Source organism: Streptomyces sp. URMC 126, assembly GCF_051386555.1.
Taxonomy (GTDB): Bacteria; Actinomycetota; Actinomycetes; order Streptomycetales; family Streptomycetaceae; genus Streptomyces.
The window spans coordinates 1-21,130 of the sequence record NZ_JBPQTX010000107.1 but is presented as its reverse complement, the minus strand read 5'-3'; the positions used below and the strand labels follow the sequence as shown (position 1 = coordinate 21,130).

Annotated in this window: 18 protein-coding genes and 1 pseudogene; 4 read left to right on the top strand and 15 right to left on the bottom strand. The window is 73.2% G+C overall.

Annotated elements, in window-relative coordinates; translation table 11 throughout:
* Positions 1-345, bottom strand: a pseudogene (locus ACSNOK_RS15430) (nicotinate-nucleotide--dimethylbenzimidazole phosphoribosyltransferase); the annotation flags it as partial.
* A gap of 2,377 nt (positions 346-2,722) precedes the next feature.
* Between ACSNOK_RS15430 and ACSNOK_RS15425 the strand changes: the two are divergent.
* The gene (locus ACSNOK_RS15425) at positions 2,723-3,001 is read left to right on the top strand and encodes a hypothetical protein (protein WP_436781234.1); all 279 of its coding nucleotides are present in this window, start codon (positions 2,723-2,725) and stop codon (positions 2,999-3,001) included.
* A gap of 815 nt (positions 3,002-3,816) precedes the next feature.
* Here ACSNOK_RS15425 and cbiE read toward each other — a convergent pair.
* The 5 genes from cbiE to ACSNOK_RS15400 all read right to left on the bottom strand — a co-directional run bounded on the left by cbiE (position 3,817) and on the right by ACSNOK_RS15400 (position 8,963).
* Positions 3,817-5,055 (bottom strand): precorrin-6y C5,15-methyltransferase (decarboxylating) subunit CbiE, encoded by a 1,239-nt coding sequence (gene cbiE / locus ACSNOK_RS15420; RefSeq protein ID WP_436781233.1) that lies wholly within the window; start codon positions 5,053-5,055, stop codon positions 3,817-3,819.
* Positions 5,056-5,194: 139 nt separating this feature from the next.
* A complete protein-coding gene (locus tag ACSNOK_RS15415; RefSeq protein WP_436781232.1) occupies positions 5,195-5,851 on the bottom strand; it encodes a GNAT family N-acetyltransferase in 657 nt (218 codons plus the stop codon).
* 211 nt (positions 5,852-6,062) lie between these two features.
* Positions 6,063-6,932 (bottom strand): MetQ/NlpA family ABC transporter substrate-binding protein, encoded by an 870-nt coding sequence (locus ACSNOK_RS15410; protein ID WP_436781231.1) that lies wholly within the window; start codon positions 6,930-6,932, stop codon positions 6,063-6,065.
* A gap of 97 nt (positions 6,933-7,029) precedes the next feature.
* Positions 7,030-7,908, bottom strand: coding sequence for a methionine ABC transporter permease MetI (metI, locus tag ACSNOK_RS15405; RefSeq protein ID WP_436781230.1), 879 nt, complete (start codon positions 7,906-7,908; stop codon positions 7,030-7,032).
* Positions 7,905-8,963 (bottom strand): methionine ABC transporter ATP-binding protein, encoded by a 1,059-nt coding sequence (locus ACSNOK_RS15400; RefSeq protein ID WP_436781229.1) that lies wholly within the window; start codon positions 8,961-8,963, stop codon positions 7,905-7,907. The genes metI and ACSNOK_RS15400 overlap by 4 nt, the downstream gene beginning before the upstream one ends.
* 484 nt (positions 8,964-9,447) lie before the next feature.
* Between ACSNOK_RS15400 and ACSNOK_RS15395 the strand changes: the two genes are divergently transcribed.
* On the top strand, positions 9,448-9,807 hold the full coding sequence (locus ACSNOK_RS15395; protein ID WP_436781228.1) for a hypothetical protein: 360 nt from the start codon (positions 9,448-9,450) through the stop codon (positions 9,805-9,807).
* 2 nt (positions 9,808-9,809) lie between these two features.
* Complete coding sequence (locus ACSNOK_RS15390) at positions 9,810-10,241, top strand: hypothetical protein (protein ID WP_436781227.1); 432 nt, start codon at positions 9,810-9,812, stop codon at positions 10,239-10,241.
* 225 nt (positions 10,242-10,466) lie between these two features.
* Here ACSNOK_RS15390 and ACSNOK_RS15385 read toward each other — a convergent pair whose 3' ends face one another.
* The 3 genes from ACSNOK_RS15385 to ACSNOK_RS15375 all read right to left on the bottom strand — a co-directional run bounded on the left by ACSNOK_RS15385 (position 10,467) and on the right by ACSNOK_RS15375 (position 12,937).
* Positions 10,467-10,970: a GNAT family N-acetyltransferase gene (locus ACSNOK_RS15385; RefSeq protein WP_436781226.1), complete on the bottom strand. Its 504-nt coding sequence runs from the start codon at positions 10,968-10,970 to the stop codon at positions 10,467-10,469.
* A gap of 85 nt (positions 10,971-11,055) precedes the next feature.
* A complete protein-coding gene (locus ACSNOK_RS15380) occupies positions 11,056-11,619 on the bottom strand; it encodes an RNA polymerase sigma factor (protein ID WP_436781225.1) in 564 nt (187 codons plus the stop codon).
* A 121-nt stretch (positions 11,620-11,740) separates the two neighbouring features.
* Entirely contained in the window at positions 11,741-12,937 is a 1,197-nt protein-coding gene (locus ACSNOK_RS15375) for a glycerophosphodiester phosphodiesterase (RefSeq protein WP_436781224.1), read from the bottom strand.
* Positions 12,938-13,199: 262 nt separating this feature from the next.
* Between ACSNOK_RS15375 and ACSNOK_RS15370 the strand changes: the two genes are divergently transcribed.
* Complete coding sequence (locus tag ACSNOK_RS15370; protein ID WP_436781223.1) at positions 13,200-13,877, top strand: lysophospholipid acyltransferase family protein; 678 nt, start codon at positions 13,200-13,202, stop codon at positions 13,875-13,877.
* Positions 13,878-13,907: 30 nt separating this feature from the next.
* Here the strand turns inward: ACSNOK_RS15370 and ACSNOK_RS15365 are convergent, their stop codons facing one another.
* From ACSNOK_RS15365 to ACSNOK_RS15340, 6 genes are all read right to left on the bottom strand, one after another.
* Complete coding sequence (locus tag ACSNOK_RS15365; protein WP_436781222.1) at positions 13,908-14,744, bottom strand: alpha/beta fold hydrolase; 837 nt, start codon at positions 14,742-14,744, stop codon at positions 13,908-13,910.
* A 219-nt stretch (positions 14,745-14,963) separates the two neighbouring features.
* A complete protein-coding gene (locus ACSNOK_RS15360) occupies positions 14,964-16,526 on the bottom strand; it encodes an MFS transporter (RefSeq protein WP_436781221.1) in 1,563 nt (520 codons plus the stop codon).
* Entirely contained in the window at positions 16,523-17,071 is a 549-nt protein-coding gene (locus tag ACSNOK_RS15355) for a TetR/AcrR family transcriptional regulator (protein WP_436781220.1), read from the bottom strand. Before ACSNOK_RS15355 ends, ACSNOK_RS15360 begins: the two co-directional genes overlap by 4 nt.
* Before the next feature lie 205 nt (positions 17,072-17,276).
* Entirely contained in the window at positions 17,277-18,707 is a 1,431-nt protein-coding gene (argH, locus tag ACSNOK_RS15350; RefSeq protein ID WP_436781219.1) for an argininosuccinate lyase, read from the bottom strand.
* Between the two features lie 46 nt (positions 18,708-18,753).
* Positions 18,754-19,947: an argininosuccinate synthase gene (locus ACSNOK_RS15345; RefSeq protein ID WP_436781218.1), complete on the bottom strand. Its 1,194-nt coding sequence runs from the start codon at positions 19,945-19,947 to the stop codon at positions 18,754-18,756.
* A gap of 844 nt (positions 19,948-20,791) precedes the next feature.
* The gene (locus ACSNOK_RS15340) at positions 20,792-21,061 is read right to left on the bottom strand and encodes a hypothetical protein (RefSeq protein WP_436781217.1); all 270 of its coding nucleotides are present in this window, start codon (positions 21,059-21,061) and stop codon (positions 20,792-20,794) included.
* Between the last annotated feature and the right edge of the window lie 69 nt (positions 21,062-21,130).

Here is a 21,130-nt window from a genome sequence, read left to right as displayed (position 1 = left end):
CGCCTGGGGGGCGGACTGCTGCCCGGGGGCGGCCTGGGCCGCCTCGGCGGGGGCCGGCGCCTCGGCCTGCGCCGGTACGGGCGTCGGCTCGCCGGCCGAGGCGGGCGCCTCCGCGGGGAGCGCGCCGGCCGGGGCGGGCGCCTGGTCGGCGGGCTGCACCGGAACGACGGCGTCCGCGGGGGCGGCCTCCGTAGGCACGGACGCCTCGGCGGTCGCCGCAGGGGCGGCGGGGTCCGTGACCGTCTCCGGGGCGGCGGGCGCCCCTTCGGTCACGGCGGGCATGGCCGTCGCGGGGGCCTCTGCCTGCGCGGGGGCCTCGGCGGGCAGGGAAGTCTCGGCAGGCACAACGGTTTCGGCAGCCACAGGATTCTCTACGGGCGGGGTGTCCTCGGCGGACACGGCGTTCTCGGCGGGGGCGGTGTTCTCGGCGGGCACGGTCGCACCGGCGGCGGGAGCCGCTACGGGCGCGACGGCCTCGGCAGGGGCGACGGCCCCTGCGGGGGCAACGGCTTCCGCCGGTGCGGGAGTTACCGCTTGGGCGGGTGCGTCGGTCGATACGGCGGTGTCGGCCGACGCGGCGGCCTCGGCCGGGGCGGAAGCGTCGGCCGCCGTCGGGGCGGCTGCCGGTGCGGATGCGTCGGCAGGCGCTGATGCGCCGGTCTGGGCGGGAGCGTCAGGCGAGTCGGACGCGCCAGCCGGGACGGAGGCGTCAGGTGAGCCGGACGCACCGGCCTGGGCGGAGGCGTCGGTCGGTGCGGGTGCGGCGGCCGCAGTGGAGGCGTCAGCCGGGACGGAGGCGTCCGCCGGGGCAGCCCCGGCGTCAGCCGGAGCGGAAGCGCCGAGCTGAGCGGTGGCGGTATCAGCGGCCGCCGCAGGGGCGGAGGCATCAGCCGGAGCCGGTGCGCCGACCGAAGCGGCAGCGGAAACGGAGGCGTCGGTCGGGATGGAGGCGGCACCCGGGGCGGACGCGCCGCCTGCGGCCATAGCGTCCGCAGGAGCGGAAGCGTCAGCCGGAGCGTCCGGGCCGGCCGAACCGGCGGCGGAAACGGAAGCGTCGGCCGGGGCGGAGGTGTCAGCCGGTGCGGACGCGTCACCCGGAGCGGCGCCGACGACCACAGCGTCAGCCGGAGCAGCCGAAGCGGCAGCGGTAGCGGAGGTGTCGGCCGGGGCGGACGCGTCACCCGAAGCAGTGCCGGCGACCACGGCATCCGCCGGAGCCGAAGCACCGGGCTGAGCGGAGGCGCCGGCCGAGACGGCAGCGGAAACGGGAGTGTCAGCCGGGGCGGACGCGTCACCCGAAGCAGCGCCAGCGGCCACGGCATCCGCCGGAGCCGAAGCGGCACCGGTAACGGAGGCGTCCGCAGGGGCAGAAGCGTCACCCGGAGCGGGTGCGCCGACCGAAGCGGCAGTGGAAACGGGAGTGTCGGCCGGAGCGGACGCGTCACCCGAAGCAACGCCGTCGATCACAGCATCCGCCGGAGCGGAACCACCGGACTGAGCGAAGGCGCCGGCCGAGACGGCAGCGGCAACGGGAGTGTCAGCCGGGGCGGACGCGTCGCCCGGAGCAGCGCCGGTGACGGAGGCGTCCGCAGGGGCGGAAGCGCCACCCGGAGCGGGTGCGCCGACCGAAGCGGCAGCGGCAGCGGCAGCGGTGGCGTCCGCAGCCGAAGTGGCGGACGCGTCAGCCGGAGCCGGCGAGGTGGCTTGGGCGGACGCGTCGGCCGATGCCGGGGCGGAGGCCGAAGCCGGTGCGCCGGCCTGAGCGGCGCTGTCAGTCGGCACGGACGCGTCAGCGGAGGCGGCAGCATCCGCCGGGACGGCCGCGTCACCCGGGGCCGGCGCGTCGGCCGGAGCGGAAGCGTCGGCCGGTGCGGCGGAGGAGACAGCGGCATCCGCCGGAGCGGATACGCCGACCTGGCCGGAGGCGTCGACCGGGACGGACGCGCCTGCCGGGGCGGGGGCACCCGCGGAGACGGCCGCGTCAGCCGGAGCGGACGCGTCGAGCGAATCAGGGGTGGAGGCGGCAATGGATGCGGAGGCATCGGCCGGTGCCGAGGCCGCGCTCGGGGCGGCGGCGGAAGCCTCCGCCGGGGCGGATGCGTCGCCCGAGGCGGACGCGTTCGCCGGTTCCGGAGCGTCGGCCTGGGCGGGAACACCCGTAGGAACGGCCGCGCCGTCCTGGCCGGGAGCGTCCGCGAGCCCGGGCGTACCGCCCTGGGCGGGCGTCTCGGTGGGGACGGAGGCGTCGGCCGGCGTCGTTCCGGCTTCCGACGGGGACCCGTCCGCCGGCGTGGCCGCGTCGGCCGGTGCCGGTGCCCCGGCGGGAACGGGCGTCGGGGCGTCGGACGACTCGGGCGTCACCGGCTCGGCCGTGGCCGCACCGGCCACGGGAGCGGGCTGCGGCGTCTCCGCGACGGCGGCATCAGCCGACGCGGCCACCCCATCCGTCACCGGCGTCTCGGAGGGCACGGCAGCCTCGGGCGCGGACGCCCCGGCGTCCACGGCACCGTCAACACCGGGCTCCGCCGCGGTCACGGGCGCCTCAGCCACCTCAGCCGCCTCAGCGGCCTCAGGAGCGGCCCCAGCCGCGTCCCCGTCAGCCGACGGAACCTCAACCTCCGCCCCGGCGACGGCAGCCGGCGACGGCAGCCCCGTCTCCTCCGGCCCCGGAGTACGGGCCGGCGGCACGGTGTCGTGCGGGACCGCGACGGCGTCCACCGGCATGGCTTCCACCGGGCCGGCGGTCTCCACCGGCGCCGCCTGCGCGGGCAGCGTCACGCCGGGGCCGGCGCCCGGCGCGCCCTCCCCCGCGCCGGCCTCGGCCGACGGCACGTCAACGGGCGCCGCCGCGGCGGACGGAGACCCGCCCGTGTTCTGCGGCGGGACGAAGGCGACGGCGGGCTCGGCCGCGGGCGACGCCTCGGGCGTGACCGGCGCGCCCTGCGCCGCCGCGTCCGCCGTGGCGGGCTCCTGCCAGGAACCCGGCTGCTCCTGGCCCTGATGCTGAGGCTGGGCGTCCCATATGCCCGGCTGGAAGACCGGCTCCTCGTCGACGGCCGGAGCGGCCGTCCCGGCGTCGGCCTGCGTGACGTCGAGGTACTCCGGGCTCGGGCCGGCGGCCGGGGAGCCCGGCGGGTGCGGGACCGGGGAGCCGACGGGCTGCTGCGGCGCGGCCGGGCCGCGGTCGGCGAGGGAGCGCACGACGCCGCTGGTCGACGGGTCGGGCGGGCCCATGTGCAGGGGGCGGCGGGGCGCGGCGGAGGCGGCCGGAGGGGTGCGGACCTCTTCGAAGACGGCGGCGCCGGTGTCCCGGCCGCCCGTCTCGTGGGTGCCGCCCTGGACCGGCTGCTCGCTCCAGGCGCCCTGGGCGCCCGGCATCAGGAGCAGGTCGTCCTCGTCGGCGGCGTCGCTGTCGGCGAGGAACGCGTAGGTGGAGGGTCCCGTGGTGGGGCGTCCGCGAGGCGCCCGCGGGACGGCGGGATGTGCCGGGATTCCGGTGTCGGCAGGAGCCGCGGCGTCCGCGGTGAGCGGGTGCCCGGGCGTCGCGCCTGCGTTCTCCGGCTGTCCCTCATCCGGGAACCGGCCGGTGTCGGTCATGCGTACCCCTCGCCCATCGGTAGTGCTCCTTCCAACCGCTCACGCCCATAGCAAGAACGAGCGTCCAACTCTCGCGGCACGTCGCGTACCGCCCCGGTGCCACCCTGCCCTGCGCACCGCCAAAAAGGAGGGGCGTTCCGGACATTGGTGACTGTGGTCTTTGACACCGAGCCGCCGCACAACGATCCGCCAGCCTACCCTCCGAGCGGCGTGCGGGGATCACGGGTGCGGACGGCGGCCGCTCAGCAGGAAGGTGACGGACCGCTCGCGTTCCGTCCAGCCGGCGGTGTCCAGGCGCACGGCCTGGAGCAGGGTGCATTCGACGGCGTATCCGCCTTCGGCGAGCGCCCGTCCGACGGCCTCCGCCTCGTCGCGGGTGAGGGCGTGCGCCACGATGACCTCGGGGCGGCGGTCGGCGCAGGCGGCGACGACGGGTGCGCCGCCGCCGCCGACGCGGACGACGTCGGGCTCGGGCAGGTCCTCCAGGACGTGCGGCGCGGTGCCGTGGACGGTCTGGAGCTGGACGCCGTGGCGGCGGGCGACGGCGAGGGTCCGGGCGCAGGCGTCCGGGTCCCGGTCGACGGCGATCACGGCCGCGCCGAACCGGGCGGCCTCCACGGCGGCGGCGCCGCTGCCGCAGCCGATGTCCCAGACGAGGTCGCCGACGCGCGGCGCGAGCCGGGCGAGTTGGGCGACGCGCAGTTCGGCGGCCTCGCCCTCACCCAGGGGGCCGGCGTGGGCGTCGCCGGGCAGGGCCCAGCCGCGCGGGCCGGGGAGCCGGCCGGGGTCGCGGCCGGCGATCCAGCCGCCGGCGCGCTGTCCGGGCAGGGCCGGGGCGTCGTCGGGGCCGGCGCCGGACCCTCCGATCACGATGACGACGTTGGGGTCGCGCCAGGCGTGGTCGGCGACCTTGTCGGAGGTGAGGACGGTGACGCGCTCGCGGGCGGTGCCCAGTTGCTCGCAGATGACGAAGGTGCGGTGGACCGGGCCGAGCAGCAGGGCCAGTTCGGCGGGGCCGGCGCCGGGCGAGGTGAGGACGGCGACCTTGGGATGGGCGCGGCAGACGTTGACGGCCCGTCGCAGGTCGCGGCTGTGGGCGACGACGATCTGGGCGTCGTCCCAGGGCATGCCGGCCCGGGCGAAGGCGGCGGCGACGGAGGAGACGGCGGGCACGACCTCGACCTCCAGGCCGTGCTCGGGGGCGCGCAGGGCGCGGACGACGCCGAAGAAGCCGGGGTCGCCGTCGGCGAGGACGACGGCGGTGCCGCGGTGCCGGGCGATGCGGCGGGCGGCGAGGTCGACGCTGCCGAGCCGGACGCGTTCGGCGGTGGGCGGGATCTCGGGCAGCGCCAGGTGGTGCGCGGCTCCGGCGACGAGGGTGGCGGCGCCCACGGCGGAGCGGGCCGCCTCCGTCAGCGGTGAGCCGTCCCATCCGATCACCGTGACCCGGTCGGCCATCGTCGTCTGTCTCCTGGGGGTGTCTCGGGGGAAAGTGCGAGGTGAGGGTGGTCGCCCGCGGGGCGGGCATGGTGAGAGTACCCCGGCAGGTCCGGACCACTGTCCGGAGTGCGGGGCGGATGGTTGCGCGCGGGGGGCGTCAGCGCCAGCCGGGCGACCAGCCGGGGAACGCGGCGGCGTAGCCGGTGCCGTCCCCGGTGTGCTGTTCGCGCACCTCGTCGAGGTCCTCGGGGAGCAGGCTCCAGACGATGAGGTCGGTGCGGATGTCGGTCCAGCCGCCGTCCTCGGTGCGGCTGCGCGCTATCCAGGCGTTGCGGAGGACGCCTTCGCTGATGCAGCCGAGTTTCTGGGCGACCTGCTGGGCGGCGGTGTTGTCGGCGGCGGTGCGGAGTTCGAGGCGTTCGAACTTCTGGTCCCGGAAGAGCCACTGGGCGACGGCGAGCACGGACTCGCAGGCGTAGCCCTCGCCGCGGGCCCAGGGGGCGGTGACGTAGGCGATCTCGGTGGAGAGGGTGTGCCAGTCGGTGTGGTGGAGGCGCACGGTGCCGACGAGGCGGTGGGTGAGGAACTCGGTGACCGCAAAGACGATTCCGCGTCCCGAGGCCCGTTCGGAGGGGGCGGCGCGCAGGACCCAGTCGCGGGCGTCGGCGGTGGTGTATGGGTGGGGGGCGGACGTCCAGGCGGTGATGAGCTCGTCGTTCATCATCTCGGTGAGCTCGGGGACGTCCGTCGCGTCGAACGGGCGCAGCACCAGCCGGTCCGTACTGATGGAGATGTCCGGAAAGGTGGAAGTCATGCGCTGCTCCAACGCCGGAGGGGTCCCCCGTGCCGTCGGGCGCGGGGAGGGTGGCCGGGTCCCGTCCCGGCGGTCGCGCCGGTCTCGGGTGCACCAGCATGCAGTATGGCCACGGTGGTGCGCCAAGCGCGGCGGCCCCGCGCACGCGTGGCGTGTGCGGGGCCTGCGTCCGCCGGGACGGCCGGGACGAGAGGGCCGAGCGTACCGGCGGTCAGCTCTTGGCGGGGCCGAAGGCCGGGATGACGGCCCCGTTGCTGAACTTCTCCTCGATGAACTTCTTGACCTCGTCGGAGTTGAGCAGCTTGGCGAGCTTGACGATGCGCGGGTCCTGCTCGTTGCCCTTCTTCACGGCGAGGAAGTTGGCGTAGGGGTTGCCCTCGGCCTTCTCCAGGGCCCGGGAGTCCTTGGCCGGGTTGAGCTTGGCGCCGATGGCGAAGTTGCCGTTGATGATCGCGGCGTCCACGTCGGCGAGGCGGGCCGGGATCTGGGCGGCCTCGATCTCGGTGAACTTGACGCCCTTGTCGTCCTTGATGTCGTTGAGGGTGGCGCTCGCGCCCACGCCGTCCTTGAGCTCGATGACCTTGTTGTCGGCGAGCAGCTTGAGGGCGCGGCCCTCGTTGGTGACGTCGTTGGGGATGGCGATGCTGGAGCCCTCGCCCAGCTCGGAGACCTTCTCGACCTTCTTGGAGTAGAGGCCCAGCGGCTCGATCTCGACGTTGACGACCGGGACGATGTCGGTCTTGTTCTTCTTGTTGAACTCGTCGAGGTACGGCTTGTGCTGGAAGAAGTTGCCGTCGACCTCGCCGCTCTGCGTCAGGTTGTTGGGCGCGTTGTAGTCGTTGAACTGCTTCACCTCCAGCTTCAGGCCGGCGTCCTTGGCGAGGTGGTCGCGGACGAACTCCAGGATGACGCTGTGCGGCGTGGGGCTGGCGGCGATGACGAGCTTGGCCGTCGGGTCGGCGTCCTTGCCCTTCTTCGTGGAGGACGAGGAGGTGTCGGAGGGGGCGCTGCAGGCGCTCAGGCCGAGAGTGAGCGCCGCGGCTGCCGCGACGGCGGCGGTGAGCTTGACGGTGGTACGCACGAAGAGTGCCTCTTTCTTGTTCTCACGAGGTGGTGCCACCCGGCAAAGGGTCCGGGCTCGTGGTGTCCCCGGGGCCGTCGACGGACCCCGGGGGGGTTCAGGGGGCGTCGACGGCCGCCTTGGGCTCGCCGGCCGACTTCGGCTCATCGGCCGACTTCGGCTCATCGGCCGCCTTCGGCTCATCGGCCGCCTTCGGCTCGTCGGCCGCGCGCTGGGCCGGGACGGCGGAGACCTCCGGGGCCTGGGCGGCCTCAGGGGCGGCCGGGGTCTTCGCCGTGCGGCGCAGGCGCCACAGGCCGCCGGGGGCGGTCTGCCGGCCGGTGCGGCGGGCGAGGCGGCGTACGGTCAGGTCGCCGGCCAGCTGGACGACGGTGACCAGGACGATCAGCAGCACGATGGTGATGTTCATCAGCCCGTGCTCCTGCCGCTGGTAGCCGTAGTTGATGGCGACCTGGCCGAGCCCGCCGCCGCCGACGGCGCCGGCCATGGCGGAGTAGCCGATGAGGGCGATCACGGTGGTGGTCAGGGCGGCCACCAGGGAGGCCAGGGCCTGCGGCAGCAGCACCTTGAAGATGATCGTCCAGGTGCCGCCGCCCATCGACTGGACGGCCTCGATCAGTCCGGCGTCCACCTCGCGGAGGGCGCTCTCGACCAGCCGGGCGAAGAACGGGATGGCGCCGATGGCGAGGGCGACGACCGCGGCGCTGGGGCCCATGGAGGTGTCGATCACCAGGCGGGTGAAGGGGATCAGCCAGACGATCAGGATGATGAAGGGCACGGACCGGGCGATGTTGACCACCGCGCCGACGACCTTGTTGACCACGACGTTGCGGAGCAGTCCGCCGCGGTCGGTGAGGTAGAGCAGGATGCCCAGCGGCAGACCGCCGACGACGGTCCAGACGGCGGACCACCACACCATGAAGAGGGTGTCGAGACAGGCGTCGCGCAGCAGCGGCTGCATCTCGTTCCAGGTCACTTGGCACCTTCCTTAAGGAGGAGGGCGTCGGCCGCGGCCTCCGCACCGGCGGTCACGGGCGCCACCTCGACCTGGAGGCCCTGCTCGCGCAGGAAGCCGATGGGGACCACGTTCTCCTCGAAGCGGCCGGGCAGCTCGATGCGCATCCGGCCGACCTGGCGGCCGGCGACGGTGTCCATCGCGGCGCCGAGGATCGAGATGTCGATGTTGTACGTGCGCGAGAGCTGCGAGATGACCGGCCGGGTGGCCGCGTCGCCGTGGAAGGTGACGTCCACCACCGTGCGGTCGGGGCCGGACGGCTCGCCGCCGACCGGGAACAGCTCGGCCGCCAGCTCGGAGCCGGGGGTGGCCAGCAGTTCGGCGACGGTGCCGGACTCGATCACCCTGCCCCCCTTCATCAGGGCCGCGGAGTCGCAGATGGACTTGACGACGTCCATCTCGTGCGTGATCAGCAGCACGGTCAGGCCGAGCTGCCGGTTGAGGTCGCGCAGCAGCTGGAGGATCGAGCGGGTGGTCTCCGGGTCGAGCGCGGAGGTCGACTCGTCGGAGAGCAGCACCTTGGGGTCGCCGGCCAGGGCGCGGGCGATGCCGACGCGCTGCTTCTGGCCGCCGGAGAGCTGTCCCGGGTAGGCCTTGGCCTTGTCGGCGAGGCCGACCAGCTCAAGCAGCTCCAGCGCCTTGCGGGAGCGCTCCTTGCCGGACAGGCCGAGGATCTCCAGCGGGAGCTCGACGTTGGACTGCACGGTCCGCGAGGAGAGCAGGTTGAAGTGCTGGAAGACCATGCCGATGCGGCTGCGCGCCTGCCGGAGGGCCGCCCCGGCGCGCGGACCGCGGCCGGCGAGGGCCGTGAGGTCCTGGCCGGCGACGGTGACCGTCCCGGAGGTCGGGCGCTCCAGGAGGTTGACGCAGCGGATGAGCGTGGACTTGCCGGCGCCGCTCTGGCCGATGACGCCGTAGACCTCGCCCTCCCGGACGTGCAGGTCGACGCCGTCGAGGGCGGTGACCTCGCGGCCGCGTGAGCGGTAGACCTTTGTCAGGCCCGTAGTGGTGATCACAGGGGTTTCCGTCACTGTCGAGTGCGCGGCAGGTGGGGCGCCGGCGCACGGGAATTCATTGCGGAACGCGGCGTGGGACCCCGTCGGCGCCGTCGTGGGCGCGGTGGCGGGGAATCCGGTGTCGCGGAGGGGTGGTGAGCGGTGCGGAGCGGGCGGTCCGTCGTCGGACGCGGGCTCTGCGGGTCTCGCTTCGGGGCGCGAGGCTCGGAACGGGGGCCCTCAGCGGTCACACATTCGACACATGCGACGAACAGCACCGGGCGTCGTCATCGCCTCGGTCGCAAAGCTGCGGGTGCTCGTCGTGGTCATGCGGGCAAGTAAAACAGACGTCTGCGCGAACAGGCCAAGGTTGTCCGAATGGCGGACACCTCCGGTCACCCCGTGGACAGTGCGGGCCGGGCGCGGCGGGCGCGCGGGGGGCGTCTAAAGTCGTCCCCATGCCTGTCACGCCCCATCCGCACGCCCGTGCCGCCCGGGGGTCACGGTGATCGACGCGCTGACGCTCGCGGTCGGTGTGACCGCCCTCGCGCTCGCCGTCTGGTGCGGCCACGCCGCCTACCGTGACCAGCCGACCAAGGACTGGCACTTCATCGGCATGGCCGTCGTCTCCGTCCTCGCCCTCGTCCAGCTGGTCGTCGGTGTGGTGCAGCTCGCCCGGGGCGAGCGGCCCGTGAAGGGCACCGCCCTCTTCGTGGCGTATCTGCTGGGCGCCGCCGCGTGCGTGCCCGGCGCCGGTTTCATGTCGCTCGCCGAACGCACCCGCTGGGGGTCCGCCACCGTGGCCGCCGGCGCCGTCATCCTCGCCGTGCTCCAGGTACGGCTCTACGACATCTGGGGAGGCTGACCGTGACCGAACCCGCCACCACCGCCGCCGACGGCGGCGCGGGCCTGGGCAAGGGGCCGGGCCGACTGCTGGTCTGGCTGTACGGGGTGTTCACCGTGGCGGCGGCGTCGCGGTCCATCGTGCAGATGGCTCTGCACTTCGGGGACGCGCCGCTGGCGTACGTCCTCTCGGCCGTCGCGGCCGTGGTGTACGCCTTCATCACGTACTCGTTGGTGCGGGGTGGGGAGGGGGCTCGGAGGGCGGCTCTCGTCTGTTGCGCGCTGGAGCTTCTCGGGGTTGTCACGGTGGGGACGTGGACCCTCGCGGATCCTGGGGCGTTCCCTGACGCGACCGTGTGGTCGGATTACGGGATGGGGTACCTGTTCATTCCGGTGATTCTGCCGGTGACGGCGATGGTGTGGCTGCGGCGGGCGCCGGTTTCCGCTGCGCGGTGAGGGTCCCCAACCCCGCCCTTTCGCCGTTTCCTGGGACTGCGCCCCAGACCCCGCTTGTCGCGGCTCCGCCGCTCGTCCTCAAACGCCGGACGGGCTGGATAGTGCCGCCTTGGGCGCGCACTTCAGCCCGTCCGGCGTTTGAGGACAACCGCGCGCAGCGCGGTTGCGGGGGTGCGGGGGCCTGCCCCCGCAAGAAACGGCGAAAGGGCGGGACCGGGGCACCCCTCACCCAGCCGCAGCCAGCTCCTCCACCGCCACCGCCTTCTCCAGCGTCACCACCGTCAGCGCCTTGCTGACCACTTCCGTCCCCACCGCCTCGTACCCCCGCTTCCGGCACAGCCGCAGCGTCAGCTCGCTCCGCCGTCCGACGGCGAGACGGAAGCGGCGTACAGAGCCGTCCGCGGCGAGGCGCTCCTCGACCGCGGCGAGCAGCCGGCCGCCCAAGCCGTGGCGGCGGAGGCGGGGGTGGACGATGAGGCCGGTGATGGTGGCGGTTCCCTCGGAGGCATGGGTGCCGCGCACCGAGCCCACGACCTCGTCGCCGAGCCGGGCCACCAGCACGCACCCCGCGGCGAGTTCGGCGCGCAGCTCGTCGAGGCTCTGGGTCAGAGGGTCGAGGGAGTAGTCCCCGTAGAGCTCGGCCTCCCCCTGGTAGCAGAGGTACTGAAGCTTCAGGATCTGTTCGGCGTCGTCCTCGGTCGCCGCCGCGATGGTCACGCTCATACCCATGTGCGCATGCCTCCCCTGGTCAGTCCCGTACGTTCCGTCTGACAGGAGCCGCCGCGGTACACGTCGCCTCCGTGGCGCCTGTTGTCTACCGCTCCTTTCCCCAAGGTCCAGGAGCCGCAATCGCCGCCGTCAGCATTCTGCGCAGGCATCCCAGGCAACGGGAACGGATCGGTCCCAAAGATCCTTGTGAGATACCCAACTCTCCTGCGATTTCTCGGTAGGTCGGGTCTCCGGAGGAGAGAAGGGCACGCATCAGGCCGGGGCAGCGGCCGGGGAGGCGGCGGACGGCGGCGCGCAGTTCGCGGCGGGATTCGGCGGCCAGGACCGCCCGTTCGACGCCGGAGTCGAGAGCGCCGGCGTGGTCGGCCGGTTCGGCGGCCACCGGGTCGTACGGCACTTCGCGGCGGGCGAGGCGGCTCGCGGCTCGGGCCTCGGCGCGGACGGCGGCGCGCAACCGGAGGGCGGGCGGCTCGGGACGGCGGGGGCGCGTGCGCCGGCCGGTGGGACCGCTTTCGGTGCGGTCGCTCAGCAGTCGGACCCAGACGGCCTGTTCGAGGTCGGCCGCGTCGATGCCGGCCGCCGGCGCCTCGGCGGCGCATTCGGCGGCCAGCAGCGGCCGGAGCGTGGTGACAAGGTCGTTCGGTGTCATGCCCGGCGGGACGTGGACCCACGTCCCGCCGGTTGCCGGCACCCTCGGGCGTCACTCGTCCGTGTGGATTCGCCCGGAATACAGAAGGACCGGGGACAAGAAGAAGGAGACGCGACGGGCGTCAGCCCTTGCGTCCCTTCAGGAACTCCTCTCGCGCCACAATCGCCGTGTCGCAGTTGTCCGAGAAGATGCCGTCGATTCCCGTCGCGTAGTACGCCTTGAAGGCGCCTATGGCGTCGCCGTACGCGTTGGGGTCGCTCCCGCGCCGGAAGTCGGCGGGCAGGAAGCTGTTCTCGTTGCGCATGGTGTAGGGGTGCAGGACGAGACCGGCCGCGTGGGCGTCACGGACGAGCGTGGTGGGCTTGGTGAGCTTCTCGTTCTTGTCCCGCGGAATGATCAGGTTGAGCCACGGGCCGATGCCCTGGGCGAAACCGGAGACCCACTTCAGGCCCTTGGGGGTGATGAGGTCGGCGACCGTGCGCGGGTCCTTGGCCTCGACGAAGTCCCAGGGGCGGGTGGGCAGGTCGTCCAGCAGCAGCACCTTGGGGCAGTCGATGCCCAGCCGGCCCAGTCGCTGCAGGCTGCTCGGCTCGAAGGACTGGAGGAAGGTATACGAGTTCCGGCCCGCGCGGCCGTACCGGCGGAGCAGCTTGGCGAGCCGCTCCTCCAGGCCCAGGCCCAGCTTGCGGAAGTAGGTGGGGTGCTTGGTCTCGACGTGCAGCCAGACGCGCCGGCCGCGCTTGCGCCCCTCCTCCTCGGCCCACTTGAGGACCTCCTCGAAGGTGGGCACGGTCCAGTGGCCGTCGTAGAGGGTGTTGTGCTGCCGGACCTGGGGCAGGCGTTCCTTCGCACGCAGGGTCTTGAGCTCGGCGAGGGTGAAGTCCTCGGTGAACCAGCCGGTGTGGGACTCGCCGTCGACCTTCTTGGTGGTCTTGCGGGAGGCGAACTCCGGACGGGAGGAGACGTCGGTGGTGCCCGTGATGTCGTTCTCGTGGCGACAGACGAGATGGCCGTCCTTGGTGGGGACGACGTCCTGCTCGATGACGTCCGCGCCGTTCTCCAGGGCGAACCGGTAGGAGCCGAGGGTGTGCTCGGGCCGGTATCCGCTGCCGCCGCGGTGTCCGACGACCGTGGGCACCGGCAGGTCCCGCAGACCGCCGCCGTGGCCGTGGCCATGGCCCGGCCGCCGGTCGCCCGCCGCCGTCGCCGGTGCCGCCGCCGCCACGCCCGCGCCGCCGCCGAGGGTGACCGCGCCCGCGCCGAGGACCGCCGCGGCCCCCAGCACCGAACGCCGGCCCGGCCGCTGCTCCTGCTGCATGTACATTCGCTCCTTCATTCCGGAGCCGGTAGTTCCGGCTCCCTTTCGGACGCGCAGATCGTAGGTGCGTCCGCCTTGCGTACAGAAGGCCGTGATCGAAACGGAGTGAAAACTCACGTCAACACTGCGTATCGAGTCGGTTAACCCGGTGTGCGGAAAGGCCGTACCCGCGAGTATCGTCCTCACCTGCCACCAGGCCCGGCCGTCGACCGACCGACCGATCGACCAGACCGAACAAGACCAAGACAAGACCGGAGGATCCGTGTCCCGCATCCTGCTCAAGGCGTTCCTCGGACTTCTCATGCGCGTCCTGTACCGCCCCAAGGTCGAGGGCATGGAGCGCATCCCCGCTTCCGGGCCGGTCATTCTGGCGGGGAACCACGTCACGTTCATCGACTCGCTGTTCCTGGCCCTGGTGGTCAAGCGGCAGGTGTTCTTCATCGGCAAGGACGAGTACGTGACGGGCAAGGGGCTCAAGGGCCGGCTGATGGCCTGGTTCTTCGGGGCCTCGGGCATGATCCCGGTGGACCGTGACGGCGGTCACGGCGGGGTCGCCGCGCTGATGACGGGCCGTCGGGTGCTGGAGGAGGGCAACATCTTCGCCATCTACCCGGAGGGCACCCGCTCCCCCGACGGCCGGCTGTACCGCGGCCGGACCGGCATCGCCCGCCTCGCGCTGATGACGGGCGCGCCGGTGGTGCCGTTCGCGATGATCGGTACGGACAAGGTGCAGCCGAGCGGCAAGGGCCGTCCGCACATCAGTCCCGTGACCATCCGCTTCGGTGAGCCGCTGGACTTCGGGCGCTACGAGGGCATGGACCGCGACCGCTACGTCCTGCGGGCCGTCACCGACGAGGTGATGAGCGAGGTCATGCACCTCTCCGGCCAGGAGTACGTGGACATGTACGCCACCAAGGCGCGGGCGGCGAAGGCGGCCTGAGCCGGGCCCTTTCCCGACGACCGGTGGCCGTCAGGCCCCGCCGAGGCACCGCGGCCGAAAGCCCGGGTCGGCGGGGCCTTTGCGTGCCAGGGCGTTGAGCACCCACTGGTGGACGACCGGGTCCTTGGTCGCCTGGTCGTGCATGAAGGGGTCGAGCGGGCACGTGTCCTGGAGGACGACGTTGGTCAGCCGCTCGGCCGGGCCGGTCAGCAGGGCGCTGGTGTAGGGGATGACGACCTCGTCGTACCGGGTGGTGACGACGGTGTAGTCGGGCCCGGCGGGCGTCTCCTCGCCGTCGTTGAGCTTCTTCAGCAGGTCGGATCCGGCGCGCTGGTCCAGGCAGGACGGGCAGACGGTGTATCCGGCGGGGATGGCCAGCGGGTTCTTCGTGCCGTGGTTGGACGGGACGATGCCGACGAGGTCGTCCACCTTGTCCGCGCCGCCGAGGAACTTCACGTAGTAGCGCGGCATCATGCCGCCCTGGCTGTGGCCGACGATGTCGACCTTGGCCGCGCCGGTGGCGCCGCGCACGGCCTCGACGAAGTCGCGCAGTTCGGCCGCCGACTGCGGGATGGGGTCGGTCTCCAGGTGCCCGTAGTTGAAGGCGAAGACGCAGTAGCCGTTCTCCTTCAGCTTCGGGGAGAGCTTGGCCCAGTTCTCCGCCATGAGCTTGAACGTGCCGTTGACCAGGACGACGGGCTCCGGGTGGGCCGAATCCGGCTTGCAGGACCAGTCGTTGGCGCCCTTGGGCGGGATGTCGAGCACCGACGCCGAGGCGGGGGCCGCCGTGGCGGACACGCCGGTGAGGGTGAGGGCCGCGGTGGCCGCCGCGGCGAGCAGGGCTCTCACTTTGGTGCGCAGACGCATGGGATTCCTTCCGCACAAGGACTTCGTTCGCCGAACCCCGTTCGGCAATACCGACCGGTAGTCGCGATCGTTCCCGCGCGGTAAGGAGCCCGTCAAGGGACGGAACCGCCGGAAAAAGTCACACGGGCCGGGGCTTGCCGCCCCGGCCCGTGTGCGATTAGCTCATCCGAGCCCTGTGCCGCTCAGCGGTCGGCGTTTCCGGCTCACGTCGCGCGGGATTCAGTGCTCGATGTCCGCGCTGTCCTCCAGGCGCTGCCCGCGCAGCAGGAACCACGCCGCCACCGCCGTCCCCAGCAGCACCACCGCGCCGACGGCGGACGCCAGCCGCAGCCCGTCGACGAAGGCGTGCTGCGCGGAGCTCAGCAGCGCCGAGCCGGCGTCGGCGGGGAGCGTCATCGCCGCCTCGACCGCCCCGCCCAGCGACTCGTGCGCGTCCGCCGCGGGCCCCGCCGGCACGCCGGCCGGGACGGCGAAGTCCCGGTAGACGCCGGTGACGATCGAGCCCAGCAGCGCGATGCCGAGCGCGGCGCCCAGTTCGTACGCCGTCTCGGAGACGGCCGAGGCGGCGCCCGCCTGCTCCTTGGGCACGCTGGAGAGGATGACGTCGGCGGTGACGGTGAACGAGAAGCCCGCCCCCACGCCGACGACCAGCAGGACCGCCCCGAGCAGCGGGTAGGAGGTGTCCGTCCGCAGGGTGGCGATGACGGCGAGGGCGACGCCGATGGCCGCCAGTCCGCCGCCCACGACCGACCGTACCGACCAGCGGCGGGCCGCCTGTCCGGCCAGCAGGCCGGCCGTCACCGCGCCGACGGCGGCCGGGAGTTCGGCCAGGCCGGCCTCCAGCGGGTCGCGGTCCTGGACGAGCTGGAGGAACTGGGACAGGAAGAACACCATCCCGGACAGGCCCAGCACGGTCAGCAGGTCCGCCAGCACGGCGGCGGAGAAGCCCCGGTTGCGGAAGAGGCGCATGTCCAGCAGGGGTGCGGGCAGCCGGAGCTGCCGGCGGACGAACCAGGCCAGGGCGGTCAGGCCCACGACGGCCGCGATGGCGATCTCCGCGCTGATCCCGTGCGTCGCGCCTTCCTTGACCGCGTAGACGACGCCCACGATGCCGGCCATCGACAGCACGACGCTCAGCAGGTCCCAGGGGCCGGGGGACGGGTCACGCGACTCGGGCAGCAGCTTGACGCCGACGAGCACCAGCACCGCCATCACCGGCAGGTTGATCAGGAAGACCGAGCCCCACCAGTAGTTCTCCAGCAGGAACCCGCCGACCACCGGCCCCACGGCCGCGCCCGCCGAGGCCATCGCGCCCCAGATGCCGATGGCGAGGCTGCGTTCGCGCGGGTCGTGGAAGAGGTTGCGGATCAGCGCCAGCGTGGACGGCATCAGGGTGGCGCCGGCGACGCCCAGCAGCGCCCGGGCGGCGATCATCATCTCCGGGCTGGAGGCGTAGGCGTTGAGCACCGACACCGCGCCGAACGCGACGGCGCCGCCGAGCAGCAGCCGCTTGCGGCCGATCCGGTCGCCCAGGCTGCCCATGGAGACCAGCAGACCGGCGATGACGAAGGAGTAGATGTCGCCGATCCACAGCAGCTGCGTGCCGGAGGGCCGCAGGTCCTCGCTGAGGAACGGGGTCGCCAGGCCGAGCACGGTCGCGTCGACGGCGACCAGCAGCACGGCCAGGACGAGGACGGAGAGTGCCAGCCACCGGCCGCGGTAAGGGGTCTCTCCGGATCCTCGCGCGTCCGACGGCTGGGTGATCGTTCGCTGGCCGCTCATCGTTCCATCCTCCGTCGGGCGCCGCCGAGCAGCAGCTCGGAGACCATTCTGGTGTGGTCCTTGGCGGCCACCCGGCCGTCGTGGACCGCCCAGGCACCGGTGCCGATCAGCCCGTAGAGCGCCTCGGTGAGCCAGGCCGCCGAGAGGTCGAGACGGAAGGCGCCTTCCTCCTGGCCCCGGGTGAAGAGCCGCTGGACGCGGGTGTCGAGCCGGTTCCAGCCCTCGTTGCAGCCGTTCTCGTACAGCTGGTTCTCGGTGAAGAGGAAGGCGAGGATGCCGGCGACGGGCTCGGACAGCGCGATCAGCCGGCGGACGGCCTCGGCCGCGTCCCCCTCCTCCGTCCTCGCCTCGTCGAGCGCCCGCTCGAACTGCTCGATCCCCAGGTCTTCCAGCGCCCGGACGAGCGCGTCGCGCCCGGCGAAGTGCCGGTGGAGCGTGGCACGGCTGATCCCGGCCGCTCTCGCGATCTCGTCCATGGAGGCCGTCGCCTTGCGGGTGAGCAGGGACGCGGCCGCGTTCAGTACGTGCTGTCGGTCGAGCCTCATGAGACGAGGATAACCCGAATGAGACGGTGATGTCTCATTCGGGTCGATGGTGTCGCGCACCGGGTGGGCACGTCAGCCCGTCCGGCGTTTGAGGACAACCGCGCGGAGCGCGGTTTCGGGGGTGGGGGGGCTGCGCCCCCCCAAGAAACGGTGAGATGGGGGTGCCCCCTTTGGGGGAGGGACCGGGGCACGGCCCCCGCAGGGGTCACCCCCGCGCGCCCGCCCACTCCCGCTGCACCGCGAGGTCCGCCTTGACCTCGGCAAGCTGCGCGGCGACCGCCGACGGCGCGGTACCCCCCCGCCCGCTACGGGACGCGAGCGAGCCCGGAACGTCGAGGACCGTACGAACCTCCGGCGTCAGATGCGGCGAGATCGCGGCGAACTCCTCGTCCGTGAGCCCGTCCAGCTCGATCCCCCGCCCCTCGCACACCTTCACGCACTCCCCCGCCACCTCATGCGCCACCCGGAACGGCACCCCCTGCCGCACCAGCCACTCGGCGATATCCGTGGCCAGCGAGAACCCGGCGGGCGCCAGCTCCTCCATCCGCTCGCGGTGCACGGTCAGCGTGGCCATCATCCCGGTGAAGGCGGGCAGCAGGATCTCCAGCTGGTCGCAGGAGTCGAAGACCGGCTCCTTGTCCTCCTGGAGGTCGCGGTTGTAGGCGAGCGGCAGCGCCTTGAGCGTGGCGAGCAGCCCGGTGAGGTTGCCGATCAGCCGCCCCGACTTGCCCCGCGCCAACTCCGCGATGTCCGGATTCTTCTTCTGCGGCATGATCGACGACCCGGTCGAGAAGGCGTCGTGGAGGGTGACGAAGGAGAACTCCTTCGTGTTCCAGATGATGACCTCCTCGGCGATCCGCGACAGATCGACGCCGATCATCGCCGTGATGAACGCGAACTCGGCGACGAAGTCCCGGGACGCCGTGCCGTCGATGGAGTTGCCCACCGAGCCGCGCTCGAAGCCGAGGTCGGCGGCGACCGCCTCCGGGTCGAGGCCGAGGCTGCTGCCGGCGAGGGCGCCGGAGCCGTACGGGGAGACGGCCGTCCGCTCGTCCCACTGCCGCAGCCGCTCCGCGTCCCGGCCGAGCGCCTGGACGTGGGCGAGGACGTGGTGGGCGAAGAGGACGGGCTGGGCGTGCTGGAGGTGCGTCCGGCCGGGCATGGCCACGTCCTGGTGCGCCTCGGCGAGGCCGACGAGCGCTTCCTGGAGCTCGGCGAGGAGCCCGCCGATGATCCGCGCGTGGTCGCGCAGGTACATCCGGAAGAGGGTGGCGACCTGGTCGTTCCGGGAGCGGCCGGCGCGCAGCTTGCCGCCGAGGTCGGGGCCGAGCCGTTCGAGGAGGCCGCGCTCCAGTGCGGTGTGGACGTCCTCGTCGGCGACGGTGCCGGTGAAGGCGCCGGTGGCGACGTCGGCCTCCAGCCGGTCGAGGCCGTCCAGCATCGCCGTGAGCTCGTCGGCGGTCAGCAGCCCGGCCTGGTGCAGCACGCGGGCGTGGGCGCGGGAACCGGCGATGTCGTAGGGGGCCAGGCGCCAGTCGAAGTGGACCGACGCCGACAGCTTGGCCAGCGCCTCGGCCGGGCCGTCGGCGAAGCGGCCGCCCCAGAGGCGGACATCGTCGGTGGTGCCGTTGCTCACGTGCGTGCTCCTCGTGGGTGGTGGGGGGAGGCGGCCGGCCGGTCGGTCAGACCAGGTCCCGCTTGGCGGCGATCTTCGACGAGAGGCCGAAGATCTCGATGAAGCCCTTGGACAGCGACTGGTCGAAGGTGTCACCCGTGTCGTAGGTGGCCAGGTTGAAGTCGTAGAGCGACTTGGCGGACTTCCGGCCGGTGACGACGGCCCGGCCGCCGTGCAGGGTCATCCGGATGTCACCGCTGACGTGCTCGTTGGCCTCGGCGATGAAGCCGTCCAGCGCCCGCTTGAGCGGCGAGAACCACAGCCCGTCGTAGACCAGCTCGCTCCACCGCTGCTCGACCTGCCGCTTGTAGCGGGCGAGTTCGCGCTCGACGGTGACGTTCTCCAGCTCCTGGTGGGCGGTGATCAGCGCGATGGCGCCGGGCGCCTCGTAGATCTCCCGGGACTTGATGCCCACGAGCCGGTCCTCGACCATGTCGATCCGGCCGATGCCCTGAGCTCCCGCCCGGTCGTTGAGCTGCTGGATCGCCTGGAGGACGGTGACGGACTCGCCGTCGATCGCGACCGGGACGCCGGCCTCGAAGGTGATCACGACCTCGTCGGCGTCGCGCGGGGTGGCCGGGTTGGCGGTGTAGTCGTAGACGTCCTCGATGGGGGCGTTCCAGATGTCCTCCAGGAAGCCGGTCTCGACGGCCCGGCCGAAGACGTTCTGGTCGATCGAGTACGGCGACTTCTTGGTGGTGGCGATCGGCAGGCCCTTGGCCTCGCAGAAGGCGATGGCCTTGTCCCGGGTCATGGCGTAGTCCCGGACGGGCGCGATGCACTTCAGGTCCGGCGCGAGCGAGGAGATGCCCGCCTCGAACCGCACCTGGTCGTTGCCCTTGCCGGTGCAGCCGTGGGCGACCGTGGTGGCGCCGTGCTTCCGCGCGGCGGCGACGAGGTGCTTGACGATCGTCGGCCGGGAGAGGGCGGAGACCAGCGGGTACCGGTCCATGTAGAGGGCGTTGGCCTTGATCGCCGGGAGGCAGTACTCCTCGGCGAACTCGTCCTTGGCGTCGGCGACCTCCGCCTCCACCGCACCGCAGGCGAGCGCGCGCTTGCGGATGACGTCCAGATCCTCGCCGCCCTGGCCGACGTCCACGGCGACGGCGATGACCTCGGCGCCCGTCTCCTCGGCGATCCAGCCGATGGCGACGGAGGTGTCCAGGCCGCCCGAATAGGCGAGTACGACGCGCTCGGTCACGGGGTTCTCCTTACGTGCATTGCATGCGGTGGTAGGCATAACTATGCAGTGCGCCGTATGTTTCGTCAAGAACTCGGAAGGGTGAATCGAGCGGGCGCGGGCGGGTATCGGCGGGGCGTTCTACGATGCGAGCCCCCGCGAGGCCCGATCAGGAGGCGAACCACGACCGCGCGGCCTGGGCACTCGGACGACGCGCGGATCGCATCCATGCGGAACGCCATCGCGCGCTCAAGCGTCGAAGCTGAGCCCGTTCCGGGGTGCGGCGGTGGCGGCCGTGCTGCGCCGTCCCGACGGGCGGGTGCGTGAGACGGGGCCGCGGCGGACGCGGCGGCCGGGTTCCCGGCGCTGGGGTGTCCGCCGCGCGGGCCTCGCCGGGCCGGTGTGCGAGGAGGCGTGATCGGTACGCGCTTCGGACCCCGACGCGCCATCCGGGACCCCGTGCACGGACGCCGCATCCGCCCGCGCCGGATGGCGACCGCGACAGCGCCCCGCGCCCACCGCCGCTCGCCTCCCGGCAGCCGCGTGTCCGCGCCGCCGGGGTGACGGCGCTCTCTGGCGGACGGGGAGCCGGAGGAGGCGGCCGGTTTCCTCACCGACGCTTCCGGGCCGGCCCGTGCTCGCACTCGGCGGGTCCCGCGCGGCAGTACAGCATCGGTCCGCTGCCACCGCGCCGGGCGGTCCGCGCCGGTCCCGACGATTTCCATGGCGCGCCCGGCGGTCCCGACGACCTCCATGGCGCGCGCCGGTCCCGACGACCTCCATGGCGCGCCCGGCGGTCCCGACGACCTCCATGGCGCGCCCGCCGCTCCCCAGGCGAGACGGGACGCGGATGGAGTCGACACCGCTATGGCCGCTGGCCGGCCACCCGCTCCGGCCGCCCGGACGGAGGCCGTCGCCGCTCCCGGGCGCCGGACGCGGGCGAGCCCGAGCGGCTGAAACCGCTGCCGGACGCCCCGTCGACTTCCGTCGCCCGCGAGGCGACCACCGCGCTGCCGCCCGTCGCGACCGGGCTCCCCCGAGGAGTGGCCGTACGACCGACCGGCCGGCTGGCCAGCCAGCCGACGATCGTCCCCAGCGCGTCCGCGTCTCCGCCCTCCGGCTGCTCTCCGCCCACCGCCCGAGGGTGCGGTCGCGCGCTCCCCCGCCGACCTCGGACGAGTCTCTGCCGCCCCTCCCCGGAGCC

What these genes read in the sequence shown, in the direction of transcription:
- ACSNOK_RS15385 (WP_436781226.1), bottom strand. Translation starts at nt 10,970, where the DNA reads ATGGGTATGAGCGTGACCATCGCGGCGGCGACCGAGGACGACGCCGAA.
- ACSNOK_RS15355 (WP_436781220.1), bottom strand. Translation starts at nt 17,071, where the DNA reads ATGAGGCTCGACCGACAGCACGTACTGAACGCGGCCGCGTCCCTGCTC.
- ACSNOK_RS15365 (WP_436781222.1), bottom strand. Translation starts at nt 14,744, where the DNA reads ATGCGTCTGCGCACCAAAGTGAGAGCCCTGCTCGCCGCGGCGGCCACC.
- ACSNOK_RS15375 (WP_436781224.1), bottom strand. Translation starts at nt 12,937, where the DNA reads ATGCAGCAGGAGCAGCGGCCGGGCCGGCGTTCGGTGCTGGGGGCCGCG.
- ACSNOK_RS15415 (WP_436781232.1), bottom strand. Translation starts at nt 5,851, where the DNA reads ATGACTTCCACCTTTCCGGACATCTCCATCAGTACGGACCGGCTGGTG.
- cbiE (WP_436781233.1), bottom strand. Translation starts at nt 5,055, where the DNA reads ATGGCCGACCGGGTCACGGTGATCGGATGGGACGGCTCACCGCTGACG.
- ACSNOK_RS15380 (WP_436781225.1), bottom strand. Translation starts at nt 11,619, where the DNA reads ATGACACCGAACGACCTTGTCACCACGCTCCGGCCGCTGCTGGCCGCC.
- ACSNOK_RS15425 (WP_436781234.1), top strand. Translation starts at nt 2,723, where the DNA reads ATGGCTTCCACCGGGCCGGCGGTCTCCACCGGCGCCGCCTGCGCGGGC.
- ACSNOK_RS15360 (WP_436781221.1), bottom strand. Translation starts at nt 16,526, where the DNA reads ATGAGCGGCCAGCGAACGATCACCCAGCCGTCGGACGCGCGAGGATCC.